Consider the following 25,659-nt stretch of genomic DNA (forward strand, 5'->3'; position numbering starts at 1 on the left):
AAATGACGGGGACATCCCTTTTTTGCCGTTTTTAAGGTTTAACGAACCGAGCAGCATGCTACTCGTGCCAATTTCCAACGATCCACTTTTTAATGAATCAGAGCGACACTATGCCTTGTCCTAAAGTATGGAATAATCTATAATCAAGTAATTGATAATCATTTTCAATTAGATTCGGTTTGTTATGACTATGCGTGTAATCAGGAGGGGAAGATGAAGCCTAACCATAGCTCACATTCTTTTGGTTCAAGTGCATTTATTCAGACCCGGGATGGTCGCAAACTATATTATATGTCCAGAGGAACAGGCGATCTGACCGTTGTATTTGAGTCCGGTATGGGCTTCTCACGATCGATCTGGGGGCTGGTAGCACCTGCAGTTGCTGAATATGCACATGCCGTTGTGTACGACAGGTCGGGGGCAGGACGAAGTGAAATTGATTCGTCTCCGCGCAAACTTCGTAGAATAGCAGAAGACCTTGACGATCTGCTGACTGCATTGGGACCTGGTCCGTTCATATTAGTAGGGCACAGCTGGGGAGGCCCCATTGTACGAGCGGCTGCGGCCTCGAACCTGTCACGATTAAGGGGGATCATCCTGGTTGATCCTTCAGACGAGCATTGCCAATTGTACTTTTCCAAAGCAGCCAAATTCAATTTTGCCTTGAACAGTCTCCTAATTCCACTCATGGCACGTACAGGATTGTACAGATTATTAGGCAGCAGACCTGGAAGTGTACAGCCTGGCGATGTTGTCAGGGATCACCGTTCCGAGGATTTCACTGTACAGGCGGCTAAGACTATGGTTGCAGAGTCAAAACCTTTTCTGAATGACTTGGCTTCCTTGCTGGTTACTCCTCTCGATCTTGGTGATTTGGAAGTCAGCATCATCTCAGGTACGAAAACGGGCATGGGAGAACGTAAAATAAGACCCGCTATTATCGAGGCACACCGCCGGACTGTGAGTACTTTAACGAATGCAAAATGGATTGGAGCCGATCAATCCAGCCATATGGTCATGTTTACATATCCACAGGTCATTGTTGATGAAATATTGCGAATGGTAAATGATGCGAGCTCAGGCGCAAGAACAGAACAAAAGTGATACAATAAAAAGAAAAAGCAATGCTTGCATTGCCAACCAAGATAAGCGGAGTGTGGATAAGAGATGAAACCAGTGGAACAAGAACCAACGGGAACTGCCAATCCCGGCCGTACCGGTGTTGGCATGGAAGATATCGTGCGCGCACATCATGTGCTGCGTGAAGTCATTGTAAGAACGCCTTTACAGCGGGATGCTGTATTGTCGGCCAAATATAACTGTAATGTGTATCTTAAACGGGAAGACCTGCAGGTGGTCCGTTCGTTTAAAATTCGTGGAGCATACAACATGATTCGTAGTCTGACTCCAGCTGAACTGGAGAAAGGCATTGTCTGCGCGAGCGCGGGTAACCATGCGCAGGGAGTTGCTTTTTCCTGTAACGCGCTTAGCATTCACGGGAAAATCTTCATGCCAAGCACAACTCCTAACCAGAAGGTGAAACAGGTACGTCGATTTGGTGGAGATAATGTTGAAGTTGTGCTGACAGGTGATACGTATGACGATGCTTATGAAGAAGCTATGCGTGCGTGTAATGAACAGGGTATGACGTTTATCCATCCGTTCGACCAGCCGAAGATCATTGCAGGTAATGGTACGGTGGCGATGGAAATCATGGAGAGTTTGGATGAAAAAGCGGATTATGTATTCGTCACAATTGGTGGTGGCGGTCTGGCTGCTGGCGTTGGAACCTACATGAAGACGGTTAGCCCGGAAACACGCATCATTGGCGTAGAACCACTTGGCGCGGCTTCCATGAGTGAAGCCATGTTCCGCAAACAGGTTGTCACGTTGGATGATATTGATAAATTCGTGGATGGTGCTGCGGTGAAGCGAGTTGGCGACCTGACCTTCGACATCTGTAGTGAAACGTTGGATGACATTGTGAAGGTGCCTGAGGGCAAAGCCTGCACCACCATTTTGGAGCTATATAATGAAAATGCTATCGTAGTGGAGCCTGCCGGTTCTCTAGCGGTTGCTGCACTGGAGCAGTATCGCGAACAAATTGCGGGTAAGACGGTTGTCTGTGTGATCAGCGGCGGCAACAATGATATCGATCGGATGCAGGAAATCAAAGAACGTTCGTTGATCTACGAAGGTTTGAAATATTATTTCATGGTCAATTTCCCACAACGTGCGGGAGCTTTGCGTGAATTCCTTGTGGAAGTATTGGGACCCAATGACGACATTGCCCGTTTTGAATATACGAAGAAGCATGATAAGGAAAATGGACCTGCCTTGGTGGGCATCGAGTTGATGTACAAGGAAGATTACCAGCCGCTGATTGAACGTATGAATCGTAAAGGCCTTGCGTATACCGAGCTGAACAAAAATCTCAATCTGTTCAACATGCTAATCTGATGAATTATTCCAATGTGAAGTCGGACCGTAGTGAGGCGCAGCCTCTGTTGAGACCTGCTCGCAAAGAAGATGCGACACAAGTCATTCCTCTGCTTTATCAGGCGATTGGTGATATTGCCTATGCTCTGGCGGGTGAAGGTGAGCATGAGAAAGCGATGCAGATATTGCAGCAATTTTACGTACAGGAAGACAATCGGATCAGTTATCGCAATATAACGGTAATGGAGCAGGACGAACAGGTCGCGGGAATACTGGTAGCGTATGATGGCGGAGAAGCAGATCGTCTGGATCAGCCGATTCTGGATCGGCCTGGTCGGAGTACAGATGAGAAATATACGTTGGTCAAAGAAACCCGTCCCGGGGAGTATTATCTGGATACTCTATCCGTAAGTGAAGCGTATCAGGGGCAGGGTATCGGCAAGGCATTGATGGCTGCTTTTGAGCAGCAGGGAAGGGAACTTGGACACTTCCGGGTGTCCCTCATTGTTGAACGTGACAATGGCCGTGCCTTGATGTTGTACGAACGCCAGGGCTATATCAAGGATGAAGTAATTGTCATTGCTGGACATGAGTATAACCATATGGTCAAGCCAATTCTGTAGTTCTTGAATCTGAGTTAGCCTGGTATAGGAGATTCAATTCATCGATAGAATCCAAAGAAAACCGACATGGGAGCGAATCCTATGTCGGTTTTCTTGTGCTTTAGGTGATTAATATCATGAATTATTTAATTGCCGGCATCCGCCCCGGTCGGAACATTCTGTTCCAGCCATTTCTCCACGGCAACTGTTTTCTCATACTTTGCTTCCTTAACCACATCCATAAAGGCATCCAGCTTGGTGAGGAATTCACTATCGACGGATGCAAGACGCTGCAAGACGCCGTTGTATCCTCTCTGGGCGTTCGCAACCATTTTGTTCGTTTCATAATCAAAGAGCGGTGTATTGTTCAGCCCATAAAAGGTATACAGGGTATAACTGTTCAACAGATCCTGCACCTGCTTGGCCCGATTCGATTTCGGATGCAGCTCCAAGAATCTTTCCTGGCTGAGTGCTCGAAGGAGAATTTCCTGATAGCCAATGACCAGAGCTCCGTCATCCGCAGGCAAGTTTTTCGTTTCCTTCATCATGATGATGATGTATCTTGAAATATCCTCTGTAATATCAGAGGTATATTTCACGAGTGCCGCATAATTCATAATGGGATAGAGGGAGCCTTCGAGCATGACGAGGCGATAACCGCTGTCACGGGCTTCTTTTAATAGTGCACGCAGATCGGAGTCCTGGGTACGCTCCATGAGTTTGGTGAAGCTGTCGTTCGTTTGGTATGCCTTGAGCATCTTGTCCTGAACGTTAGGAACGAGCAAGCGGTCCGTCATGGAGGTTAGAGCCTTCAGACGTGCATTCTCCAATTGAAGCACCATCAGGGTAGCGTGATGCTTTGTTACTTTTTTGATATTGGATTCCAGAAAGGTGTCAGCCGCGGGTAAGCCGTTCTTTTTTTTGAGCATAGACTGAAACGTTTTATATATGGCGGTTGAACTGCTGGTGGTTACTTTGGTATCCGGGCTTAAAGGGGCGGCAGTAGCAGCTCCAGATGTAAATGCGGTTCCTGTAAAGATTGCAGCAAGGGTAAGGACTGTGATGAAGAATCGCACCCTTTTGCGTTGTCCAGATAAATATGATGATGTCATCTGTGTGAACCTCCCGTAATTTTAAAAATAATAGGTTGTTATTCACTATACATTAAACGAAATTGGGAAGGATGTTGTTGCGGAATAATGACAAATTCTTCTGTTATTTTTAACCTTTGGAGGGTAGATGGATGAAGGGCATTTCTGCGAAAATATTTTTTGTGGGATTGGAAACTTTTACTGATGTTCATACGTCTTAGATGTGCACAGGAAATTACAGGAATAAAATGAAATTCAAAAACGATCACAATCTAACTTAAATATTGAAGAGAATGGGGATATTGGATATGAAGAAAGCGGGAGGACGTCAAGTGAAAAAGGTGATGTCAGCACTGGCCGTATCGGCTATGTTGATGTCTGCACTACCAACGTCAGTTATGGATGCAGCTGCGAGAATTAGTATATATATCAATGATGCGGAGCTTTCGTCCGCACAGGCACCAGTCATGAAAGGTGGACGCGTACTGGTTCCTTTGCGGTCCATCTTTGAAGGATTGGATGCAACAGTAGAGTACACCAACAGAACTAAAACCATTAAGGCTAGCCGGGGTGACCAAGAAGTATCGCTTACGCTGGGTTCCAAAACGGCTTACATCAACGGCGAAGCGATCGCACTGGATGTGCCTGCAAACACGATCAAAGGAAATACAATGGTTCCGATTCGTTTTGTCAGTGAAGCTTTTGGAGAGAAAGTATTCTGGAATTCCCGTAATCAGCGGGTAGATATCAAAACAACGTCCACTCCTCCTGTGGATGAGACGCAATATGCAGCATGGAATATTTACGGTGCTGTGTCAGGAAGCAATGGGGATGGTCGTGACCTGACCGTAAGCTTCACACGTCCGACGTCCGAGAAGGCTGTGTCGGCATATCGGATTATGCTGGTAAAAACACGTGATGTGAACAGCTTTACTGAGTCTGCGGCATCGGCTGTGCCTGCTTCGAACTATACATCCGTTACTCCAAATGGTAGTAACCCTAGACTGACACTTAATGCACAGACCCGTGACGTTAACGGGGATCTGTTGAATTCTAATGAGACGTATCGTTTATATGTACTTACAGTGGGAAATAGCAACAACAGCTACAAAAATCTGCTGGCGTGGTCTTCCCAGTCTTTGAAATTAAACAATGTGAAAACGACGGTTCAACCTGTCACAGGTCTGCGGATCGCAGATATCAGTGACTATGGCGATGGACGTGACTTGGAAATTAACTTCACACAGCCGAGTACCACATCCAATATTACGTATTACCGTGCTTTTGTAGTCAAGGCGAAAGACGCTTCTTCATTCAATCTAACTACAGCAAATAATGTGTCCAGTTCGAATTCAACCATTATTTACAAAGGTAACAGCACAGCGGTCAAAACCCAGTTAAGTTCCTCGACACGTGATACATCCGGGGAATTGATCAAAAACGGAACATCCTATGTCGTGTATATTGTATCTGTGAGCTCCAATGCGGCAACAGCAGACAATAAACTGTCCACAGTATCATCTTCACTTACGCTGGGCGTAAACACAGCAACAGCACCAGTCATCACGCAAGTGAAAGACAATTCGGATTATGGAGACGGTCGTGACATTCAAGTGAGCTTCAACCGTTCATCCGATGAATCCAAAGTTGCTAATTATCGAATTTTCGTAGTGCGGAACTCGGTATCCAGCAGCTTTAATCTGACTACAGCGAGCAATCTGTCTTCCAGCTTGTACTATAACGTGAACAAAACAGGCAACAACATTACAACAACACTGCCATCCTCCATGAAGGACACAAGTGGTTATAACGTAACGAATCTGCAAGATTATCGAATCTACGTTATGGCTGTAGGCAACCAGCAGAATGGATATACCAATGCGCTGTCTTCCTCGTCGACACTGTTGAGACTGACAACGAATAGTAATGCTGGAGTTGCAAGCAACATCGGTGTGGCTGATGTGAGTGATTACGGCGATGGACGCGATCTTCGGGTTTCGTTTACCAGAGCTTCAGATGAATCCAATGTTTCTGCGTATCGGGTATATGTGGTCCGTTCCGGAAATGCAGGCAGCTTCACACTGAGCGCAGCTAACGCATCGAACAATTATTATCAGGTGAGCAAGACGGGTGGAAATCAGTCATTTACCCTCCCTAATTATATGGTGGATACCAACGGTTACACAGTTTCCAATAACAATAACTATCGCGTGTTTGTCCTGTCGGTAAGCACAAGTGGAAACTCCAGTCAGAATGCTTTATCTTCTTATTCTTCACAGATTACTCTGACTGCCAATGCAGCTGTGACTGCACCAAGCAATGTGACGGCAACGGATATTGGAGATAACGGCAATGGTAGCGATCTGCGTGTGACATTCAATCGTTCAACGGATGAGACGAATGTGAATCATTATCGTGTGTTTGTGGTGAAATCGGGCAATGCGAGTAATTTCAATCTAGCAGAAGCTAGCAGGAATTCGAACTATAAGCTCGTAAGCAAGAACGGATCAAGCAACTACCCTGTAACTCTAGATACTAGTTCCAGAACAACGGATGGGGACCTGATTCGTAATGATGTGAGCTATAAGGTGTTTGTAATGGCAGTAAATAATAACAGTTCTCTTGCCAATGCATTGTCTTCAGGCTCGGGAGTGATCACATTAGCTTCCAATACAGCCGTAGCCGCAGTTAGCAATGTAACCGCAACGGTGAAAGATGCAGCGCAAGCCACAGGTAAAGTAACAGATGTGACCGTGAAATTTACGAAGCCTGCTTCTGATGCAGGCATTGGACGTTATGTGTTAATGGTTGTACCAGCTCTAACTTCGTTTGATCTGAATGCAGCTAAAATAACTGCAAAATCAAGTTATGCAACAGTTGTTAATTCAAGTCCAACAGAGCTGCCCATGGTGCTGAAGGATAGCAACGGTAATGATATTCAAGCTGGCATAGCGTATAAGGTTGTCATTTTGTCGGAATCATCAGACAGCAAACGTGAATCCAGTGTGGCTACATCGCCTTTGTTCACGATTAATGCCAAGGCTCAAGCGCCCTCGCCTGTTGATATGGTAACAGGCCTGAATGCGACAGCGAATGATTCTTCCATTGATGTCAGCTTCACCAAGCCTAGCAATGAAACTGGAATTGCAGGCTATGATGTTTACATTGTCCAAAATGATAGCACCACATTCGATAACGGCCTTGGTAGTCGAGTAGCCACTGTGAATAGTGGGGCTGGCAATCCATCAACAGCGAACGTTAACATTACCAGTAATTCAACGGATTCGGATGAAGCTGTTTTCAAACCAGGAAAATATAAAATCAGAGTGGTTTCCGTGTCTAGTGACTCTGCGAAATATACAACCACAAGGTCAGATATAGCTACATTTACTATTCCGGCAGTTCCTACGTCCAATCCGGATAATGGTAGTCAAACTCCTACTGGAGAAACTCCACTTCAATAATTGTAAAGAGTTTGATGCTTTGATGAGTAGTTTGCTTTGTTAAGCGCCAGAAGTAGTGAAGGGGACGGAATCGATTCTGAAGAAGCGGTAGCGCTCGCCTTTGTCTCCGAATTTAAACCGTATAAAGGTTGAATCAAATAAATTTGGAGACAAGAGCGATCGAAAGAACGATCCGTAACCGGAACGGTCACTCCGAGAACCAACAATTTTATCTTTCAGTTATGTTAACAACTCAGGCTCCCTTTCCAAAAGTGAAGGGGAGTTTTTCTTAATCTCAAAGGTTGTTCTGCTAATGTAGTGAATTCTCTGAATCAAATATACTGCACTATAAAATCCTATCACCAAAAAGGTTCCTTTGGCCGTTGCTGCAACGGGGGCAACCGATGGATAATAGGAGAAAGAAGAGCATGATCCGAAAGGAATGATGGGATGCTTGCATTTCGCTTGACCGGCCTGCCGGATTCCCGGTTGCCTCTGTATCTGTATTGTGTGGGGACACAAGAAGAGAAAGTTCAGTTTAGACCGGATGGATTTCCGGTGTATCAGCTTTTTTTATTACGCAGCGGCAAAGGGGAATTTAAGGTTCCAGGTGAAGGTGTATGGACTGTGTCGGCGGGTGAACTGTTCGTGATGGAACCTGGGGTTGCACATGAGTATATTCCGCATTCCAAAACACACGGGGAGCTTGGATATATTGGCATTGGTGGAGAGGCGGCGGGGGCGGTGCTTCAGTCGGCGGGGCTACTGGCGATGGGGCCACTGCGTTTGTTCGAATTTGAACAGTTTTGGTCACGTCTTACGGATATCTGGCACTCGCTGGGCGTTGGGATGACTGAAATGTGGAACAGTTCAACGATCATCTATCAGCTTATTCTGGACATGTCCCGGTCCATTCTCCCTCTGCGTGAGGAGACAGGGGAGCGAGTAGCACGGAGTGGATCATTAACACGTTCTGAGCGCGAGTCGGAATCGGCAAATGAAGCATTCACCCGAGCTGTGTCACTGATGCAAACGCACTACCAGGATGATCTGCTGCTGAAGCATGTAGCTGAAGCCGTTGGTTATTCGGTGCAGCACCTGAACCGATTATTTCACCAGAGGCATGGGATAACGGGACATCAGTACATGCAGCGATTGCGTTTGCAGAAGGCGTCGGAATGGCTGGACAAGCATCCACGAGCAAGTGTAAGAGAGGCTGCGGAGACGGTTGGTATGGAAGTGAACTACTTTATCCGCATGTATAAGCGAGAATTCGGAGAGACTCCAGGCAAGGAGATCAAGCATCGCATTCAGCTCAAAATGGAGAAAGACTCTACGGGCCCTGTGGATCATCTATCTGAAGCTTGACATGAACATTCCTTTCGAAGGCGGGATTAGTTTCAAACGAGTTGCTGGCCGTATCTAAGGTTACAAATAAGATGTGGTACGTGATCACTTTTCCTCTGCTATTTAAAAATATTATAAAAGTTTACCTGAATGGTCTGAAAATAAAAATAGCTGTCGAGAATTTCTCAACAGCTGGCAAGGGGCCATAATGGCCCCTTTTTTGAAACTCGATATTCTATCTCATCACCGAATGTCGTACTTCACTCATACTTCATCATCTTCGCACACCACATAACTGTACGAGATACCCAAATGATCCTACCCCACAAAGGGGATCCTTACGCTTTCTTTTGTCCAAAGAGTGGTCTCAACGTAGCCAATCCCACAATCCCGATTACTAGGCTAATCCACGGAGCCAGCGTAAATACGGGAAGGCTGTCACGCAGCGGATATCCTACAAATAAGACAAGCACAACGATAACGATATAGATGACGATTCCGCGAAGATTGACCTGTGGCCTGGCCGTCTTGTCTGCTCCCTGGTCGTCTGGACGCTCAGCAAGGCGGCGAAGCATTTCAACCAATGCAATACCTCCAACCGCCGCAACGATCAGGGAGAACAGGCTGATATGGCTAAATGGTTCCGTATCTCCACCCGTCCAACCAATAAATAGCCCAACTGCACCTTGAATCAGCATGACAAAAGACAAAGCTGCCCAGGAGATCATGAAGTACCATTTGGGCGTCCGTTTAACTTGATCCTTAGTCTCCGCAGGCTCGGCTTCAACTTCTGCTGCCTTCTTGGCTGAAGTACTGCGTTCATTGGATTTGCTTCCGGAGCCCTGTACGGCCGTACTTGAAGCTCTGGATGAGTCCATATTTGATTCACTAGCAGTTGCAGCCGGATTATTGTCTGCTACTCCTAGTTGTGAATAGATATGTTGTTCCAGATCAGGTCCATATAACTCACGAGCAGGCTTGCCGTCACGCTGAGCTTGTACGATGGCTCTTCCAGCCGAGAGAATCCATTCTTCCTGCGTTCTCTCATCGGCAGGTGCTTGACGCGCAATGGTGCTGATCTGATCAAACAGTTTTACATGTTCCGGTGTCATCTTACTCATTTCCGTCATTTGCCGATTCTGTATTTCTTTCAACTTCTTATAGGAAATCCCCAATGATTGCTCCCCCTGTCTACACACGTTCTGATCCCCGGTGAATCTGGAGACCCTGACGGTATTTTAGTATACGGGAAGGGCTCTCGTTTCGCAAAGTCATTCCTTATAAAACAACTGTTTACGATTCGACCATAGCCCTGCGCAGGCTAGAATGACACAGGTGCTTAGCAGCACCAGTTTTCCGTGACTACGAATCCATTCCAAGATGTGTTCCATGAATTCAACCCTTTCGCCAGAAGGAATCGGAGGCAAATGTTGGCTATGATATATGGCTTAGGTTCTCCGTGGTTCGCCGTTAATATGCGTAAGGGATCGTCCAGTTCTAACGATTGTGTGAAGAATGAATAAAGTACAGCCGATTCCACCACAATAGTAGCATTTCCAACAGAAACCAGGGATAGGAGTGTGGCAGGAATGGATCAACAAACGGAACAATTAACAAGGAAGCTGCTGCTGAATAGCAACTCCCGCGGAGTAACGGATGAGGTTGTGCCAATGGAGGAGACGTTGGAGGATGCTGAATATGCGGAAGAGTATACAGAAGGAACCTTTCAGTCAGGGAGCTTCTGGGGGAGCTCGAATTCGGCTCATGAACATGAATGGCAGGGGCGTGTGGAGACCCATGAGATGTTCCGTCGAAGTTATGAGTAATGGCTTCAAGTATTAGGAATGATTCGAGTCAGCTGTGTTCAGCTTGGCTCATTTTTTTTGCGAAATTGCCGATAAAATGTAGACAAGGTACGTCTAGAAATGGACATTTACTCACGTTGACTTGAGGTTCACAGGATGATAATATACTAATATCATCTTAATACACATTAAACTTATCGGATTTATATATAATTAACAAAATGAACATGAGCAGGGAAGAATGGAAAGGGGAAATGGGCATGGAGCGTCAGATCAGTATTCGTCATGGGCAGGAAGAATTAACAGCCACGATACATTATCCGGTCGTCAAAGACATTAAGGAGGGAAATCACCAACAGCGCGTGCCTCTTGCTGTCATCTGCCATGGATTCGTAGGAAGTCGGATCGGTGTGGATCGTCTCTTTGTGAAGACCGCCCGTGAGCTGGCCGAAGATGGATATTTGGTGCTGCGCTTCGATTACATCGGCTGCGGGGAGAGCAGCGGTGAGTATGGAGCTGAAGGACTTGAATCCATGATTACCCAAACACGTTCTGTGCTGGACTATGCGGTAAATTGCAGTGATGTAGATCCAACCCGTGTAACGCTGATCGGTCATAGTCTGGGTGGAGCTGTTGCTCTGCTGACTGCTGTCCGTGACAAACGGGTCAAGAATCTCGTCATGTGGTCATCCGTGGGATATCCGTTCAATGATATTGTGAAGATTACCGGACGTGATGTGTACGATGAAGGGGTGAAACTGGGGTCTGCTGATTATCTTGGCTACAAGTTTACACCAGCATTCTTTGAATCACTGGCTGAACATCAGCCTTACCAGGAAGCCGTTAAATTTAACGGAGATGTTCTGGTGGTGCACGGCACGTCGGATGAGATCATTCCTGTCGATTACGCATTCCTGTATCAAAAGGTATTCTGGATGCGCCAGGAAGGCCGCTGCGACAAGGAGATTATTTTCCAGGGCGATCATACCTTCTCTTCAGGCAAAGAGCGTGAACAGCTGATTACGCGTACGAGAGAATGGCTAGGAGAGCGTCAGAAGATTGAACAGGATTGGCAGCACTGGATGATCTAAGAGGGCTAAATATCAATCTCTATGATTAGGCTGGAGCATTCTATAGCCAACATGGATCGGTCCATAAGGTAACATGCGCGTCCATATTGCATCTGATTGGGATGTTAGCTTGGAAAAGCGCCTTCTTCGGGGTAAAATAGAAGGGTAAGCATCCTATCCGTGTCTGGAGGTTGGCAGCAATGACATTACCCGCACTATTCATTGCGCATGGTTCTCCCGCTCTGGCGGTGGAGAGCAATGACTACACTCACTTTTTGAACCAGCTTGGAGACAGGCTGCCGGCTCCGAAAGCCATTGTTGTATTTACGGCGCATTGGGATCGTCCCGAACCGTCTGTGACAATGGATGATACACATCAGACCTTGCATGATTTTTACGGATTTCCCTCTAATATGTATACAATGAATTACCCGGCTCCTGGTCAGCCAGACCTTGCGAATGAGATCTGCGCTCTGTTCACTCGTAGTAATCTTCCACATCAACCGGTTCGAGGCCGGGGATTGGATCACGGGGTATGGGTACCGCTGTTACACATGTATCCAGAGGCCAATATTCCTGTTATTGCGGTATCTGTCGACTCGTTGCGTTCCCCGCAGGAACAGTATGATATAGGCCGGATGCTGGAGCAGCTGCGTCATGATAATGTGCTGATCATTGGCAGTGGTGGAACGGTTCATAACTTGCGTATGCTTGGCAGTAATGATGAACCGCCGCAAGACTGGGCAGTGGAATTCGATAACTGGATTGGCGAGCGGCTTGAGCAGTGGAATACGAGAGAGCTGTTTCAGTATGACAAAAAAGCGCCCCATGCCCGCACAGCAGTTCCATCTTATGGAACGGAGCACATTGCGCCTTTGTTCTATGCTATGGGTACGGCCGATATGTCACGATCTGCAAAACGTCTATTCCAGTCGTATCCTTACGGTACGCTCAGTTTAAACTGCTGGCAGTTTGGTGACGGCGTATAACTTGGAACAAACAAGAGTATGTGAACAAGTCTTTGAGTTTTATTTTGCAAATACACCTAGTTCATCGACCAGACAGACTTAGGTTATGAATTAGCTGAACCAAAAAAGGTTTCTGCGGCCAGCGTAATGGGCCTCAGGAACCTTTTTCTATGACTGAGCATTCTGCATTTTAGTATAATCACTTGCGAATCTCAAAAAGCTCACATGCTGTACGCGAGTGATATGCCAGTTCACTTACACTGGACTGAATAACAACGGTATTGCTGTCAAAACGGATAATGACGCCACCGGAATCAATCTGGTGATTATCTTTAAAAACACGAACTTTATGCTTCATTTCCATGGCTTCCTGGAAGTCGGCATCGGTTTCAAGGCGGCGCTGGGTTGGCATGTCATGTACTCCTTTAATTGTAATCGATCGATATGTTCATCATAATACGTGTTTCTGTCGATGGGCAAGTCAGTTGACCTACAAGCATATATAAAAAACCAAAAAAAGTCCTGCTCTCCAGGGGGAGGGGAGCAGGACCGGAAAATGTCTATTTAATATTTAGGCTGTTTTGTGTGTATGATTTATCGCTGGTGTATCTTTAGGCTGACTGCCTTTATTGCGAGTGAACAATCCGCGAAGGTAAGGCATTACCCAATGATCCAAACCGATTTTACCAGCATTCGCACCAGCGACTACAAGGAAGATTTCCATCAGAACTAATTGAGCATTCGTGCTTACTGTTCCCGAGAAGAGGAACGCGAAGTTCATGACCATCGCCATCAGTGCTGCAAGTGTTGTAAAGCATCCAAGAATGAGACCCAGACCTACAAGGAATTCACCCAGCGGGATGATGAAGTCGAACAGTCCTGCATTTGGTACCGCGAAGTTCTCAAGGAATGTTCCCCACCAAGCTTGAACGGTTGGGTTTTCACCCGTTGCTTTTCCTACAGCGCCTGCAAGGAATCCGCCAGCTTGGAATCCTCCTGTTAATTTGCCCCAGCCATGTGTCATCCAGTCGTAACCGATATACACCCGAAGTACTGTCAAAATCCACATTGCCACTTTGTTTTCTCTAAGCCATTGGTTGAAGCTGAACATATAAACCACTCCTTCATGGAATTTAGTGTGTGTTGTTTTTTTTTGTTTTTCTAAGTGATCACCTTTGATGTCTTTATTGTATAGTTCAAAAGTCATTCTGTTTGTGATTATTATCACAATCTAGTTCAAATTTTAAGTAAGGTTTGAGAAGTTCACATTTAGGACATATTTTTCATCCTGTCTCAAGTTTCAAACGTGAAATGCAGGGTAGAAAATGCTCTCCTTATCGAAGACAAATGGTGCTGTGTGTGATTAAATGGAAAGAAATACGTGAAATGGTCACTTACATAAGAGCAACTACAGCCTAGATTTCAGCCATATCGTCCAGGAGGTACATATATTGAAGCAACTGAAATGGAACAAAACGACGTCAGCGGCGTCGCTGCTTATTCTGGCCCTGAGTCTGGTCGCTTGCCAGAATAAGGAGATGGTCCAGATTCCGAAGCCGGAGTCCGTTCCTACACCCATACAGGAAGAACAAGAGACAGAAGAACCTGCCACGTCGCTCTACACAGCACCGCTGACGGGTCTGCCTGTTGATGAAGCAGTAACGCGCCGTCCGCTGGCAGTTATGATTAACAATGCACCTGCAGCCCGGCCCCAGTCAGGTCTGAGTGCGGCAGATATTATTATCGAAGTGCTCGCTGAGGGAGGCATTACTCGTTTTATTGCCATCTTCCAAAGTGAAGGCGGGGCAGAAACGGTTGGACCCGTGCGCAGTATCCGTCCGTATCTGATCGAGCTTGGTGAGAGTTACGATGGGGTATTGGTTCATGCGGGTGGCAGCCCGGATGCCTATTCTATTTTACAAAAGCAGCAGAAACAGCATATGGATGAGATATCGAATAGCGGCCCTTATTTCTGGCGTTCCTCCGATCGCAAAGCACCGCACAATCTATATACGTCGGCGGACAAGCTGAGAGAAGGCGCGGATACCAAAGGCTATAGTCACGACTTTAAGTCCCCTGTATATACGTATAACGAGGAAGGTGCCACGTCCGCGGGAGAGGTGACCAAGCAATTCGATATTCATTATTTATTGGAGAGTTACCGGGTCACGTATGATTATGATGAAGTTAGCGGACGATATATGAGATTGGTGAACGGAAAGGCAGATCAGGATCTGGATAACGGCAATCCCATTGGAGCGGCCAATATTATTGTAGCGGGCGCAGATCACAAGGTGCTCGACAATGTGGGTAGAATTTCCGTTAATTTGGAGCAGGGCGGTGAAGCCATGCTGTTTCAAAAAGGCAAAATGATTCGAGGACAGTGGGTCAAAAAACCAGGTGATATTATTCGATTTGTGCAAAATGGGTCCGAAGTTGCTCTTATACCTGGCAAGACTTTTATTAGTATCGTTCCGAATCAGCCTGATTTTGCAGGGCATGTCGAAATTGAAAATTAATCCAATTTGAAGAGAAATGTAAACGCAGTGTAAAATTTCATCATCATTTTTCCAGCCATTCCAAATAATTAAGATTCATTTCAGATTTATGTGATAAGAATATAAAAAAGGATCATGCCTTATGTACAAACCGTGAAACATTTATGATAAGATATCAAAGGTTGTCATTTCATGTTTCATCGGTTATCGGCAATTTCTCGTAAAGGGGATAGAGCTATGAAGCTTAAGAAGAAGAAGGATATATTTTTTGAGACACTAGAGAACATGGCAGATACGGTCGTGCAAGCGGCTGATTATTTCTCCCAACATGTTTCCAACCTTCAGGATGTGACTCTTTTTGCCAATGAAATGAAGAAGTACGAGTCCCAGTGTGATGATTATGTGCATACCGTCATTACAGAGCTCAACAAGACATTTATCACGCCGATCGAACGCGATGATATTATGGAACTGACAACAACACTTGATGACGTATTGGACGGGCTTGAAGCAACGGCTTCCCGTTTCTATATGTACCAACTGACTGACCCGGACGAATATATTGTTCAATTCGCTGAAATTTTGCGCCAATCGGCTTACGAAATTCAGAAGGCCATTCACTTGCTGTCTCAGAAAAAATTGCTGGCGATTCGCGAGTACACGATTCGTCTGAACGATCTGGAAAACCAGGGCGACGAAGTGCTGCGCAACTGTATCAAGAACCTTTTTGCTACCGTGCCTGATCCGATTGAATTGATCAAGCGCAAAGAAATCTATGAACGTCTTGAGACGACAACGGATGCTTGTGAACATGTTGCCAATGTGCTTGAATCCATCATCATGCGTAATTCTTAAGGAGCCAGAGAATAATGGAAACAACGATTTGGGTATTGGGTATAGTCGTCTTCCTTGCACTGGCGTTTGACTTCATCAACGGATTCCACGACACGGCGAATGCCATTGCAACTTCGGTCTCGACCCGAGCACTGACGCCACGCCGAGCTATTCTTATGGCTGCGGTGATGAACTTTGTCGGTGCCATGATGTTTACGGGAGTTGCGAAGACGATTGGGGGGAGTGTAACCGACCCCACCACGCTAGATAACGGGATCGAGGTCGTCATAGTCACCTTGATAGCGGCAATTATCTGGAACCTGGTTACATGGTGGTTTGGTATTCCGTCCTCTTCCTCACATGCATTGATTGGAGCCCTTGCAGGAGCTGTACTCGTTGGCGCAGGCGCTGATAAAGTCAAATGGAGTGGATTCATTGACATCGTCGGAGGATTGTTATTATCACCTCTGATCGCATTTGCCATCGGTTATGTGGTCATGACCATTCTCAAATATATTTTTGCCAAACGCAGTCCGCATAATGTGAACAAAGGTTTCCGTACGGTACAGATTTTCACAGCAGCGCTCCAGGCGTTTACGCATGGTACCAATGATGCGCAGAAGGCAATGGGGATTATTACTTTTGCACTGGTCGCAGCAGGCGTACAGGATCATCTGGATGTTCCGTTGTGGGTTAAAATCTCCGCGGCAACAGCGATGGCACTCGGTACTTCCATCGGTGGTTGGAAAATCATTAAAACGATGGGAACCAAAATTTTTAAAATTGAACCGATTAACGGCTTTGCAGCTGATCTTTCAGCCGCATCTGTTATTTTCTCGGCAACCTTGCTCCACCTGCCGGTGAGTACAACTCACGCAATCACATCTGCCATTCTGGGTGTTGGTTCCGCGAAGCGTTTCTCAGCCGTGAAATGGGGACTTGCCGGACGTATCATTATTACGTGGTTTATTACGATTCCGATTACCGGGGCGCTGGCAGGATTGTTGTACTGGATCATTTTCTAATTCGAAAATCTGTTCCGGGACAAATTCTGGGTTTCAGACAAACTGTTCATAACTATGTGAATATCGGGATATGTGGACAATTATACAACCAAAAAGAAGAGACGCCTGTGCATGAACGTGTGGACAGGCTGGATATGTGGATAGCCATCCGTGGAATGATAAACCAAAAGAAGATATTCCTGTGGATACAGGAAACTGTGGATAGGGAAATGAGAGAAGCCAACAGGGTTGGCTTTTTTTGTTGTCGCGTTTGCAGGATAACGTGTGTATAATGGGCTGTTGCAGGAGACGGTTCAGTGGTTAAAGTTGTACAATAACGTAAAGGATACAAGACAAGGACGTGGTCTATTTTATGATTCGTACACTCGCCATCTCACGGGATCATCAGGTATCTGTAAATGTACCGCTTACACAGCTGGATCTGCAGGATTACGCTTGGGTATGGGCAGATTTCAATCAGCCTTCCGAAGAGGAAAGCCAGTTGCTCGATACATATTTTCATTTTCATCCATTAGCTATTGAGGATTGTATGCATGTATTGCAGCGACCTAAGCTCGATTATTATGACAATTTGCAGTTCCTCGTGCTGCATGCACTGAATCCGACCACATTGGAAGCGGAAGAGGTGGACCTGTTTCTGGGTGCGAACTTCCTGGTATCCTTTCATCACGGGGCACTGGAGGAAGTCGATGAAGCTTGGGAGAGGTTGCTGCATCATGCGCACGAACGAACCATCTGGGCCCGAGGCCCGGTGGCAGCGGCATATACGGTGATGGACAAGTTGGTCGATCATTATTTCCCGTCTCTGTTTGCCATAGAGGATGAGCTGGCTGAACTGGAGAACCGGGGCGGCAAGGAGTCGGTGGAAGACCTGATGAATCAGGTGTTCGACTTGCGCAGTCGACTGCTGAAGCTTAGACGGACGGTAGTGCCTATGAGGGATCTGCTCTATCGGGTAGTCAATTCTCAGCATGTGCAGAGAACAGGAGAGCATACCGTATATTTTACCGATATCTATGACCATTTGTTGAAGCTGACGGATATGATTGAAGCTGATCGGGAGATGACGGCTGACCTGCGCGACAGTTACATTTCGCTGAATTCCAACCGTATGAACCAGATTATGAAGACCCTCACCGTGATAACAACAGTCTTTATGCCACTGACGCTGATTGCAGGGATCTATGGTATGAACTTTGCTTATATGCCTGAGCTGCAATGGAAGTTTGGGTATGGAGCTGTGCTGCTGTTGATGTTTATTCTGGGCGGAAGCATGGTGGCCTGGTTCGTGAAGCGGGGCTGGTTTAAGTAAGGAAGAATAGAAACTGAATAGCAAGTGAAGAGTTAGCGATCTCCACAGATCGCTTCTTTAGCCTGTGTATGATGTGCATAAGAGGGCAAATAAGAGTACATATAGATTCATTTTCGGAATAGATGTCCACATGTGGATAAAAGTAAATGAAGAAGCATCATGTGCATAACTTTATTTGAGGGGGAATTTGGCTGTTACCAACAGGGTGGAAAAAGTAATAGGCATCTTCAGTACTGAAGACGCCTTGGGGAATTTCTCAAGGAATGGATGCTATGAGCTGAATTTTAACATGGGATTTATATCATAAAAGAACCTTGCTACCTTTTCATGATAAGTTGGATGGCTACTGGCCCTTCGCAGGTTACTCTGTTTGCTCCAATACAAATGTGGCTGTAGCTGTAGGTTGTCCATTAACGACAATCGTTAGCGTATGCAAACCAGCGTAATGCTTTCTCGTCGTAATGACTTTGAACGCTTGCTTCGTTGCAACCTTGGTTCTTCCGGTAGGGAAGGTTTTGTCAGAGCATTTGAACCGCTTGGGTGCCTGCTTGCCATTTGCTTTCATATATCCGATTTCATATTCGATTCGCAGCATCTGTGACTGACCACTTTCATTAACGACATCAAAGGAAAAATGAAGATCTTCCCCGATGGCCACGGTATCTCTTGCAAGCTGAAGATGCTCGATATGTGTCGCATCCTGCTCGACATAACCAAAGAGACTCAGCGCCTTCGGATGTCCCTTTTTCAGTAATGAGCGGCTTGCATGACGAACGATCCAGTCCGTATGTTCATGTTGTCCGTACCAGCTTGAGGCCAAATCCAGGACCAGTTCTGGATGGTCTTTCGAGATGTCGTTCAGGTGATTGGCTACACTTTTTCGGACATACAGGGACTCGTCCTGCTTCAATTCATACAGAATGGGAAGTACTGGGGTGGGATCGGTGATGAATTCCCGAAGTTTGGAACCCCATGGAAGACGTGGACGGCTGCCCTCACTGGCAAGCCTGCGTATATGTTCATTGGAACTTCCCGTCCATTCCATCATGCGTTTCATCGTTTCGATCGGGTAGCGTTCAATAAACGGGCGTACCGCGAACTCGGAACTGGAATAAGGTGTGAAGAGGGTTAAGTACTTCATGGATAGTTCGTAGTTTTCCGGCGCAAGTCCGTTGACTTCAATAAAATCAGGAACGAACAAATACTCGACCCCTCGCATCTGTGGTGCTGCCTGTTCAATCACGTGTAATGCCTCTTCATAGTTGTCAGGGAGAACTTCGGTCAATGCCGACGTAATGCGGCGGATACGAGCTTTGAATTCCAGCTCTCCCCAGCCTTCGGCAAATACAAGTTCACGAAATTGCTGCTTGTCCAACTTGGGGTAGAAGTGGTGTAACCTTTCTCCTGTCCGGTCGATTAATGCGGGAGTATATTTGTCTTTAAACAGTTCCATAATCCGCCTCCTTTATCTATAACACAGTATACCTCAATTCACGGGAATAAGAACATAGGTTCTTAAAAAAGGTTATGAATATTCTCTTATATGAAAGAATGAGTGGATTGAAGGGCAGAATAAGATGGAAGTGGATTAAGGCACCCCCTTATGTAAGAGGGCGCCTGGGAAAAGAGTTAGAGCTTTTTGCTTTTTTTGGGACGATGTTTGGTAGAATTGGATTTATTCCGGCCAGTTTTACTATTCGTGTTCCGTTTGCGCGGAGCAGAGGTCGTTTTTTTACGGCGTTTGCGTGAGCGAGGTGGCGAATACTCTTCATAATCTTTATCCGCAACACTGCTTCCTTTTTTTCCTTTTCCAAAAGGCAGAATCCCCATCACTAGTTTCATCATGGGTGCCATCTGCTGGAAGCCGCCAACGACCTTTTGCATTTTGCCGATTCCACTCATGATGCCATCAATTCCACCGAAGCGGTCGATCATTCCTTTCAGTTCTCCGATGTTGGCCAGGGAAAAGCCTGAGGAAGACGCAGGCGCTTCCACCGGAACAGGGGGAGCAACAGGAGCTCCCCCGCCGAAAAAGTTTCCACCGGGTCCCCCGGGACCACCTGGACTATAAGGCACAAGTCCGGATGCTTCAACCTCTTGGAATTGAGGGTAGTAAGGCTCTACTCCAGGATACATGGGTGGAACCTGAGCTTCATTCAATGCCCGTGGCGGCATATAGGCAGTAGTATGGGCCTGCCGTTGCGTATGGGAAGCCGGACGCTGCCGTGGAGCGGGCTGGCGGTGATAATAATGCTGTGGCATGAACTATCACGTTCCTTCTATGTTGGATTTCGGAATTGCGTTCCTTCAGCTGCTGGACGTGCATAACAGACCGAGTTGGAACTCCCTTTTGCTATACTGTATGTCATTAGCGGAGAGACGGCGTAGGCGAGTATCCCGTAAAACGGGATATTTGCGGATTTGGGCGCAGGAGAGTATGATAGGTTCGCAGTGGAATTATATGGTTTTGACACAAATTTGTCACATTTTAAACATAATAATTCCTACATAATTAATCGGAAATATACGCGGAAAAAGGGGATAAATCGTGAGATAGAGGGGGATTGTGCGCGCAGGGAGGACATTAATGCTATATGAAAGCGGTAACATGTATTTTTATTCTGTAGTGCGTGAAATCGTTAACGCTTGAAATCGTTAACGCTTGAAATACCAACTCAGGCTGGGTACAATGAAGGTACACAGTAACCGCTAGGGGATGATGATGAAATGCAGCTGAAAAAGCTAAATGATAAAAGCATTGAACAATTATTTGAGGCTATTTTGACTCTGAAAGATATTGAAGAGTGTTATGTGTTTTTTGATGACCTCTGCACGGTAAACGAGATTCAATCCATGTCCCAGCGGCTGGAAGTAGCGCGTATGCTTGGCAAAGGAAATACCTATAACCAGATTGAAGCTGAGACAGGTGCAAGTACAGCCACGATCTCTCGTGTAAAACGCTGCTTGAACTACGGTAATGACGGTTATAAAATGACACTGGAACGCCTGGGACGTTAAGGATGAAGAAACCGGGTGTACTCATCATTAGTCACGGTTCTCAGGAGAAGACCTGGGTAGAATCCGTCGATGACGCGGTCTCCCGGTTGAATCTACCTGTACCCTTGCCCGTTGAAGCCGGGTTTCTTGAGCTTGTGGAGGGACGCCTGATCCAGGACGGTATCAACCGACTGGAAGCACAGGGCGTAACTGATATATTGGTCGTACCTCTGTTTGTTTCGTCCGGTAGTACACATGTGGATGAGATTGAGTATGCCATCGGTGCCAAAGACGCTCCGGAGCGTGAGACGGATCTGGAACCATTCGAGGTGAATGCACAAATTCACTTCGGTTATCCTGTGGATAACGACCCGGATATTGCGGTTATGGTCTGGGACAAGGTAAAGGCCCTGTCGCAGCAACCAGAACAGGAGACGATCCTGTTAGTCGGACATGGGAGTATTCACGATGGATTCCGTCAGCGCTGGGAAGCGGGCATTTCTTCACTCGCACAGCGGGTGCAGGAAGTAAGCGGTGTTGCTCATACCGATTATGCGCTGCTAAATCCGGATAGTGTGTACGACAAGGCGAAATACTGGAGTGAAGAGCGGGGGAGCCGGGTTATTGTGGCGCCGCTGTTTTTGAGTGCCGGTTATTTCACCATGAAGGCGATCCCGGGTCGGCTGAAGGAACTGGATTACGCGTATAGTGGTGAGACACTGCTTCCACATCCTTTATTAGGAAAGTGGCTGGAGCGCCAAATTCAACTTTTACTGGAAAGATGTAATAAGGTTAGGGTTTAATTCAGGGAAAACAAGTCGCTGCTAGCGATTATTCCCGTTATCTCTAACAATTGCTTAAACACAAACGGCAGAGATGCCGTTTTTTTGTTTTTGTATGTATTTTAGACAAAACACGCTGAATCAGGCGTGTTTTTTTGTGTTAGGCAAAACCCTCTACGAGCCGAAGCTCCGGGTTCAATCCGTTCATACAGAGTGGAGGAGAGGGTTTTAACTCAGAAATGATTCTCTTTACAGGAAAGTTTTTGTCTGATAAGATGTCAACATTCAATTGTTAACCTTATAAATTATTTTGGTTAACAATTGAAATAATCTAACGGAAGGTGATATCTTGTGACACATTATGAACGGCTTGCAGCTATAAATAAGGCCCATTTATGGAACCCTTTTACGCAGATGAAAGATTACAATAACTCTGATCCTCTCATCATTGAACGAGGCGAAGGCGTCATGCTCTATGACGTCCAGGGACGTGCTTATTATGATGGCTTCTCCTCGGTTTGGCTTAATGTTCACGGACATAACATACCCGAGCTGAACCAAGCCATAACGGATCAGTTGGAACGTGTTGCACATTCTACGTTACTCGGAATGGCTAATGTGCCAGCTATTGAACTTGCTGAGAAACTAGTAGAGATTTCCCCAGAGGGATTAAATAAAGTATTTTATTCCGATTCGGGCGCAACGGGTGTTGAGATCGCAGTGAAAATGGCGTTTCAATACTGGAAGAACCGAGGAGAAACCGGTAAAACGAAGTTTATCACGATGAATCAAGCCTATCACGGAGATACGATTGGTGCGGTGAGTGTCGGTGCAATTCCGTTGTACCATGATGTGTTCCGTCCCATGCTATTCCCTACTCACGTCATTCCATATCCTTACATTTATCGACATGAGGACGGCGAGCGGGAAGCCATGGAAGCTACGTTAACCGCATTGCGTAATGTACTTGAAACCAGTGCAGATGAAATCGCGGCTATTATCGTGGAGCCGATTGTGCAAGGAGCTAGCGGCATTCTTATTATGCCGGAGGGCTGTCTACGCGAGATGGCAGCACTTTGCCGTGCATATGGTGTACTGTTCATAGCCGATGAGGTGGCGACAGGCTTCGGCAGGACAGGTGCTATGTTTGCTTGTGATCTCGAAGAAGTTTCACCTGATTTGATGGTGATAGGCAAAGGCCTTACAGGCGGCTACTTACCTGTGGCTGCGACACTGGCAACAGATGAGGTGTACAGCGCATTTTATGCCGATTATGAGGAGCAAAAGACATTTTTCCACGGTCATTCCTTCACAGGTAATCCGCTCGGCTGCGCTGTTGCTTTGGCTAACTTGAAACTATTTGAAGAGCGTAACCTGGTGGAAGGTGTAAGAGCAAAGGCGGCTTTTGTAGAGCAGAAGCTCTCAGTACTTAAAGATTCTCCGCACGTCGGTGATATCAGGCAGAAGGGATTGATGTTAGGAATTGAGCTTGTACGGGATAAAGCAACTCGGGAACCGTACGATTGGGCCGAACGTATTGGCGTTCGGGTAACGGAGCGGGCGAGAGAGCTTGGCATGCTTACGAGACCCCTTGGCAATGTTATTGTGTTCATTCCTCCTCTTGCTAGCACAGAGGCTGAGCTTGAAGCAATGATTGATATCTTGATGCAATCCATTTTTGACGTCACCGAAGGTGGTTTGGAATCATGAATGGTTTTCGCGGATTATTCGTAACAGGTACGGACACAGGGGTTGGGAAAACAATCGTTACAGGGGCTCTTGTGGCTGCGCTTCGTGCTGAAAAACGGAATATAGGCGTCTGGAAGCCCGTGCAATCCGGTGCACTTCTTGGCAGCGGAGAAACCGATGCAGATCGCCTGTTGCAATACACCGGAATTCATGAGCGTGCCGAGCATGTGGCGCCATTTACATTCCAAGCTCCACTGACCCCGATGCTCGCTGCTAAGCAGGAGGGGGTGGATGTTACGTTACAGGAGATTATCAGTGCGGGTCAGCAGCTGGCAGATCGATACGAATCGGTACTCATTGAAGGAGCAGGCGGTGTCGCTGTTCCTCTGACCGAAGACTCTTTTGTGGTGGATTTAATCTCGAAGCTACGGACACCGGCTCTGATCGTTGCGCGGACAGGTTTAGGTACGATTAATCATACACTTCTTACAGTGTCATACCTGCAGCAGCATAGGGTACCGATCGTAGGTTTTATTCTTAACGATGGTGAATCTGACGAGATTTATAACGATTCCAGCATCACAACAAACGCGGAGCTGATTGAACGTTATTGCGGCATCCTCTTTCTTGGACGTTTTCCCCGCTTGATGGACGAATTAAATACGGAATTGTTGATCCAGGTGATTCGAGAGAAGATCCAGTTAACACCAATCAGACACGCACTAACAGTTCAATCCATGGAGGAGGAATGAAGTTGAAAACAACGGTAACTAATCTAGAATGGTCGTCGCTTACGAATCGATCGTTGAATGGCGAATGTTTAACAATGGAAGAAGGACTTGCCGTGCTTGAAGCAAGCGACGATGAGGTACTGCCGCTAATGCAAGCGGCTTTCCAAGTGAGGCAATATTTTTACGGCAAAAAAGTGAAGCTGAATATGATCATCAACGCCAAAAGCGGCTTTTGTCCCGAAGACTGCGGTTATTGCTCACAATCCATTGTATCCACCGCTCCCATCCAAAAATACAGCTTGCTCGACAAAGAAACGTTGCTTGCAGGAGCACATGAAGCTATGGCGCGTAAAGCAGGAACCTATTGCATTGTAGCTTCAGGGAAAGGTCCCACGAATAAGGAGCTGGATCAAGTGGTAGAGGCGGTAAAAGAAATCCGTGAAACGATGCCCCTTAAAATCTGTGCTTGTCTAGGAATCTTGAAGGACGGTCAAGCAGAACGTTTGGCTGAGGCAGGTGTGCACCGATACAATCACAACTTGAACACAAGCAAGGCCAATTATCCATCCATAACCACAACGCATACCTATGACCAGCGAATTGAAACTGTGGAAAAGGTTAAAGCATACGGCATGTCTCCCTGTTCTGGTGTCATTATCGGTATGGGTGAGAGTAATCAGGAAATTGTTGAGATGGCTTTCGCGCTCCGTAAGCTTGATGCGGATTCAATTCCGATTAATTTCCTGAATGCAATACCGGGGACCCCTCTGGAAGGAGCAGGACGCACTCCGGCTATGAAGGCGCTTAAGGTACTGGCACTATTTCGGCTCATCTGTCCATCTAAAGAGATTCGTGTTGCGGGTGGACGCGAGATCAACCTCCGTACATTGCAACCTTTGTCACTGTATGCTGCTAATTCACTCTTTGTAGGTGATTATTTAACGACAGCAGGTCAGGAAATATCAAATGATCATCAAATGATTGAAGATTTGGGTTTTGAGATTGAGTTAAATGCACTATAAGGCG

At 46.4% G+C, this 25,659-nt stretch carries 23 protein-coding genes; 17 read left to right on the forward strand and 6 right to left on the reverse strand.

Features of this window, described 5'->3' with window-relative positions; all coding sequences use genetic code 11:
• Nucleotides 1-213: 213 nt before the first annotated feature.
• The 3 genes from PTQ21_RS08940 (at nt 214) to PTQ21_RS08950 (ending at nt 3,062) form a co-directional block, all read left to right on the forward strand.
• Nucleotides 214-1,104 (forward strand): alpha/beta fold hydrolase, encoded by an 891-nt coding sequence (locus PTQ21_RS08940; RefSeq protein ID WP_274569549.1) that lies wholly within the window; start codon nt 214-216, stop codon nt 1,102-1,104.
• 63 nt (nt 1,105-1,167) lie between these two features.
• The gene (gene ilvA, locus PTQ21_RS08945) at nt 1,168-2,460 is read left to right on the forward strand and encodes a threonine ammonia-lyase IlvA (RefSeq protein WP_063568068.1); all 1,293 of its coding nucleotides are present in this window, start codon (nt 1,168-1,170) and stop codon (nt 2,458-2,460) included.
• Nucleotides 2,460-3,062, forward strand: coding sequence for a GNAT family N-acetyltransferase (locus tag PTQ21_RS08950; RefSeq protein ID WP_274569552.1), 603 nt, complete (start codon nt 2,460-2,462; stop codon nt 3,060-3,062). Before ilvA ends, PTQ21_RS08950 begins: the two co-directional genes overlap by 1 nt.
• 125 nt (nt 3,063-3,187) lie before the next feature.
• Here PTQ21_RS08950 and PTQ21_RS08955 read toward each other — a convergent pair whose 3' ends face one another.
• A complete protein-coding gene (locus PTQ21_RS08955) occupies nt 3,188-4,153 on the reverse strand; it encodes a hypothetical protein (protein WP_274569554.1) in 966 nt (321 codons plus the stop codon).
• A 287-nt stretch (nt 4,154-4,440) separates the two neighbouring features.
• Here PTQ21_RS08955 and PTQ21_RS08960 point away from each other — a divergent pair, with 287 nt between their 5' ends.
• Together PTQ21_RS08960 and PTQ21_RS08965 are read left to right on the forward strand one after the other, a co-directional pair.
• Entirely contained in the window at nt 4,441-7,596 is a 3,156-nt protein-coding gene (locus tag PTQ21_RS08960) for a copper amine oxidase N-terminal domain-containing protein (RefSeq protein ID WP_274569555.1), read from the forward strand.
• A 429-nt stretch (nt 7,597-8,025) separates the two neighbouring features.
• The gene (locus tag PTQ21_RS08965) at nt 8,026-8,943 is read left to right on the forward strand and encodes an AraC family transcriptional regulator (protein WP_274569557.1); all 918 of its coding nucleotides are present in this window, start codon (nt 8,026-8,028) and stop codon (nt 8,941-8,943) included.
• Nucleotides 8,944-9,260: 317 nt separating this feature from the next.
• Here PTQ21_RS08965 and PTQ21_RS08970 read toward each other — a convergent pair whose 3' ends face one another.
• Complete coding sequence (locus PTQ21_RS08970; RefSeq protein WP_079697185.1) at nt 9,261-10,097, reverse strand: DUF1129 family protein; 837 nt, start codon at nt 10,095-10,097, stop codon at nt 9,261-9,263.
• 414 nt (nt 10,098-10,511) lie between these two features.
• Here PTQ21_RS08970 and PTQ21_RS08975 point away from each other — a divergent pair, with 414 nt between their 5' ends.
• The 3 genes from PTQ21_RS08975 to PTQ21_RS08985 all read left to right on the forward strand — a co-directional run bounded on the left by PTQ21_RS08975 (nt 10,512) and on the right by PTQ21_RS08985 (nt 12,786).
• Nucleotides 10,512-10,748 (forward strand): hypothetical protein, encoded by a 237-nt coding sequence (locus PTQ21_RS08975; protein WP_072735716.1) that lies wholly within the window; start codon nt 10,512-10,514, stop codon nt 10,746-10,748.
• A 239-nt stretch (nt 10,749-10,987) separates the two neighbouring features.
• Complete coding sequence (locus PTQ21_RS08980; protein ID WP_063568073.1) at nt 10,988-11,818, forward strand: alpha/beta hydrolase; 831 nt, start codon at nt 10,988-10,990, stop codon at nt 11,816-11,818.
• A 179-nt stretch (nt 11,819-11,997) separates the two neighbouring features.
• Nucleotides 11,998-12,786, forward strand: a complete 789-nt coding sequence (locus PTQ21_RS08985) for a DODA-type extradiol aromatic ring-opening family dioxygenase (protein WP_063568074.1) — start codon at nt 11,998-12,000, stop codon at nt 12,784-12,786.
• 178 nt (nt 12,787-12,964) lie between these two features.
• Here the strand turns inward: PTQ21_RS08985 and PTQ21_RS08990 are convergent, their stop codons facing one another.
• Together PTQ21_RS08990 and PTQ21_RS08995 are read right to left on the reverse strand one after the other, a co-directional pair.
• A complete protein-coding gene (locus PTQ21_RS08990; protein ID WP_063568075.1) occupies nt 12,965-13,177 on the reverse strand; it encodes a hypothetical protein in 213 nt (70 codons plus the stop codon).
• A 159-nt stretch (nt 13,178-13,336) separates the two neighbouring features.
• Nucleotides 13,337-13,876: a DoxX family protein gene (locus PTQ21_RS08995; protein WP_274569560.1), complete on the reverse strand. Its 540-nt coding sequence runs from the start codon at nt 13,874-13,876 to the stop codon at nt 13,337-13,339.
• Nucleotides 13,877-14,216: 340 nt separating this feature from the next.
• Here PTQ21_RS08995 and PTQ21_RS09000 point away from each other — a divergent pair, with 340 nt between their 5' ends.
• The 4 genes from PTQ21_RS09000 to corA all read left to right on the forward strand — a co-directional run bounded on the left by PTQ21_RS09000 (nt 14,217) and on the right by corA (nt 18,434).
• Complete coding sequence (locus PTQ21_RS09000) at nt 14,217-15,284, forward strand: DUF3048 domain-containing protein (protein ID WP_274569562.1); 1,068 nt, start codon at nt 14,217-14,219, stop codon at nt 15,282-15,284.
• 216 nt (nt 15,285-15,500) lie between these two features.
• Nucleotides 15,501-16,118 carry a DUF47 domain-containing protein gene (locus tag PTQ21_RS09005; protein ID WP_063568078.1) on the forward strand — a complete coding sequence of 206 codons (618 nt, stop codon included), beginning with the start codon at nt 15,501-15,503 and terminating at the stop codon, nt 16,116-16,118.
• 14 nt (nt 16,119-16,132) lie between these two features.
• Complete coding sequence (locus tag PTQ21_RS09010; protein WP_063568079.1) at nt 16,133-17,122, forward strand: inorganic phosphate transporter; 990 nt, start codon at nt 16,133-16,135, stop codon at nt 17,120-17,122.
• Between the two features lie 352 nt (nt 17,123-17,474).
• Complete coding sequence (corA, locus tag PTQ21_RS09015; protein WP_063568080.1) at nt 17,475-18,434, forward strand: magnesium/cobalt transporter CorA; 960 nt, start codon at nt 17,475-17,477, stop codon at nt 18,432-18,434.
• Between the two features lie 361 nt (nt 18,435-18,795).
• Here corA and PTQ21_RS09020 read toward each other — a convergent pair whose 3' ends face one another.
• Both PTQ21_RS09020 and PTQ21_RS09025 read right to left on the reverse strand, forming a co-directional pair.
• Entirely contained in the window at nt 18,796-19,887 is a 1,092-nt protein-coding gene (locus PTQ21_RS09020; RefSeq protein WP_274569564.1) for a DNA alkylation repair protein, read from the reverse strand.
• Between the two features lie 176 nt (nt 19,888-20,063).
• Nucleotides 20,064-20,696 (reverse strand): hypothetical protein, encoded by a 633-nt coding sequence (locus PTQ21_RS09025; RefSeq protein WP_079697190.1) that lies wholly within the window; start codon nt 20,694-20,696, stop codon nt 20,064-20,066.
• A 465-nt stretch (nt 20,697-21,161) separates the two neighbouring features.
• Here PTQ21_RS09025 and PTQ21_RS09030 point away from each other — a divergent pair, with 465 nt between their 5' ends.
• From PTQ21_RS09030 to bioB, 5 genes are all read left to right on the forward strand, one after another.
• A complete protein-coding gene (locus PTQ21_RS09030) occupies nt 21,162-21,452 on the forward strand; it encodes a YerC/YecD family TrpR-related protein (protein ID WP_017690665.1) in 291 nt (96 codons plus the stop codon).
• A 2-nt stretch (nt 21,453-21,454) separates the two neighbouring features.
• Nucleotides 21,455-22,234, forward strand: coding sequence for a sirohydrochlorin chelatase (locus PTQ21_RS09035; RefSeq protein WP_079697191.1), 780 nt, complete (start codon nt 21,455-21,457; stop codon nt 22,232-22,234).
• 330 nt (nt 22,235-22,564) lie between these two features.
• On the forward strand, nt 22,565-23,923 hold the full coding sequence (bioA, locus tag PTQ21_RS09040) for an adenosylmethionine--8-amino-7-oxononanoate transaminase (RefSeq protein WP_079697192.1): 1,359 nt from the start codon (nt 22,565-22,567) through the stop codon (nt 23,921-23,923).
• Nucleotides 23,920-24,654: a dethiobiotin synthase gene (gene bioD, locus PTQ21_RS09045; protein ID WP_274569574.1), complete on the forward strand. Its 735-nt coding sequence runs from the start codon at nt 23,920-23,922 to the stop codon at nt 24,652-24,654. The genes bioA and bioD overlap by 4 nt, the downstream gene beginning before the upstream one ends.
• A gap of 53 nt (nt 24,655-24,707) precedes the next feature.
• The gene (gene bioB, locus PTQ21_RS09050; RefSeq protein ID WP_420800375.1) at nt 24,708-25,655 is read left to right on the forward strand and encodes a biotin synthase BioB; all 948 of its coding nucleotides are present in this window, start codon (nt 24,708-24,710) and stop codon (nt 25,653-25,655) included.
• The last annotated feature ends 4 nt before the right edge of the window (nt 25,656-25,659 follow it).

This window comes from Paenibacillus marchantiae (genome assembly GCF_028771845.1).
Classification (GTDB): domain Bacteria; phylum Bacillota; class Bacilli; order Paenibacillales; family Paenibacillaceae; genus Paenibacillus; species Paenibacillus marchantiae.

What these genes read in the sequence shown, in the direction of transcription:
- PTQ21_RS08995 (WP_274569560.1), bottom strand. Translation starts at nt 13,876, where the DNA reads ATGTTCAGCTTCAACCAATGGCTTAGAGAAAACAAAGTGGCAATGTGG.
- PTQ21_RS08980 (WP_063568073.1), top strand. Translation starts at nt 10,988, where the DNA reads ATGGAGCGTCAGATCAGTATTCGTCATGGGCAGGAAGAATTAACAGCC.
- PTQ21_RS08985 (WP_063568074.1), top strand. Translation starts at nt 11,998, where the DNA reads ATGACATTACCCGCACTATTCATTGCGCATGGTTCTCCCGCTCTGGCG.
- PTQ21_RS08990 (WP_063568075.1), bottom strand. Translation starts at nt 13,177, where the DNA reads ATGCCAACCCAGCGCCGCCTTGAAACCGATGCCGACTTCCAGGAAGCC.
- PTQ21_RS09010 (WP_063568079.1), top strand. Translation starts at nt 16,133, where the DNA reads ATGGAAACAACGATTTGGGTATTGGGTATAGTCGTCTTCCTTGCACTG.
- PTQ21_RS09025 (WP_079697190.1), bottom strand. Translation starts at nt 20,696, where the DNA reads ATGCCACAGCATTATTATCACCGCCAGCCCGCTCCACGGCAGCGTCCG.
- PTQ21_RS09030 (WP_017690665.1), top strand. Translation starts at nt 21,162, where the DNA reads ATGCAGCTGAAAAAGCTAAATGATAAAAGCATTGAACAATTATTTGAG.
- bioD (WP_274569574.1), top strand. Translation starts at nt 23,920, where the DNA reads ATGAATGGTTTTCGCGGATTATTCGTAACAGGTACGGACACAGGGGTT.
- PTQ21_RS08955 (WP_274569554.1), bottom strand. Translation starts at nt 4,153, where the DNA reads ATGACATCATCATATTTATCTGGACAACGCAAAAGGGTGCGATTCTTC.
- ilvA (WP_063568068.1), top strand. Translation starts at nt 1,168, where the DNA reads ATGAAACCAGTGGAACAAGAACCAACGGGAACTGCCAATCCCGGCCGT.
- PTQ21_RS08940 (WP_274569549.1), top strand. Translation starts at nt 214, where the DNA reads ATGAAGCCTAACCATAGCTCACATTCTTTTGGTTCAAGTGCATTTATT.
- PTQ21_RS08965 (WP_274569557.1), top strand. Translation starts at nt 8,026, where the DNA reads ATGCTTGCATTTCGCTTGACCGGCCTGCCGGATTCCCGGTTGCCTCTG.
- PTQ21_RS09035 (WP_079697191.1), top strand. Translation starts at nt 21,455, where the DNA reads ATGAAGAAACCGGGTGTACTCATCATTAGTCACGGTTCTCAGGAGAAG.
- PTQ21_RS09005 (WP_063568078.1), top strand. Translation starts at nt 15,501, where the DNA reads ATGAAGCTTAAGAAGAAGAAGGATATATTTTTTGAGACACTAGAGAAC.
- PTQ21_RS09020 (WP_274569564.1), bottom strand. Translation starts at nt 19,887, where the DNA reads ATGGAACTGTTTAAAGACAAATATACTCCCGCATTAATCGACCGGACA.
- PTQ21_RS08950 (WP_274569552.1), top strand. Translation starts at nt 2,460, where the DNA reads ATGAATTATTCCAATGTGAAGTCGGACCGTAGTGAGGCGCAGCCTCTG.
- corA (WP_063568080.1), top strand. Translation starts at nt 17,475, where the DNA reads ATGATTCGTACACTCGCCATCTCACGGGATCATCAGGTATCTGTAAAT.
- PTQ21_RS08960 (WP_274569555.1), top strand. Translation starts at nt 4,441, where the DNA reads ATGAAGAAAGCGGGAGGACGTCAAGTGAAAAAGGTGATGTCAGCACTG.
- PTQ21_RS08975 (WP_072735716.1), top strand. Translation starts at nt 10,512, where the DNA reads ATGGATCAACAAACGGAACAATTAACAAGGAAGCTGCTGCTGAATAGC.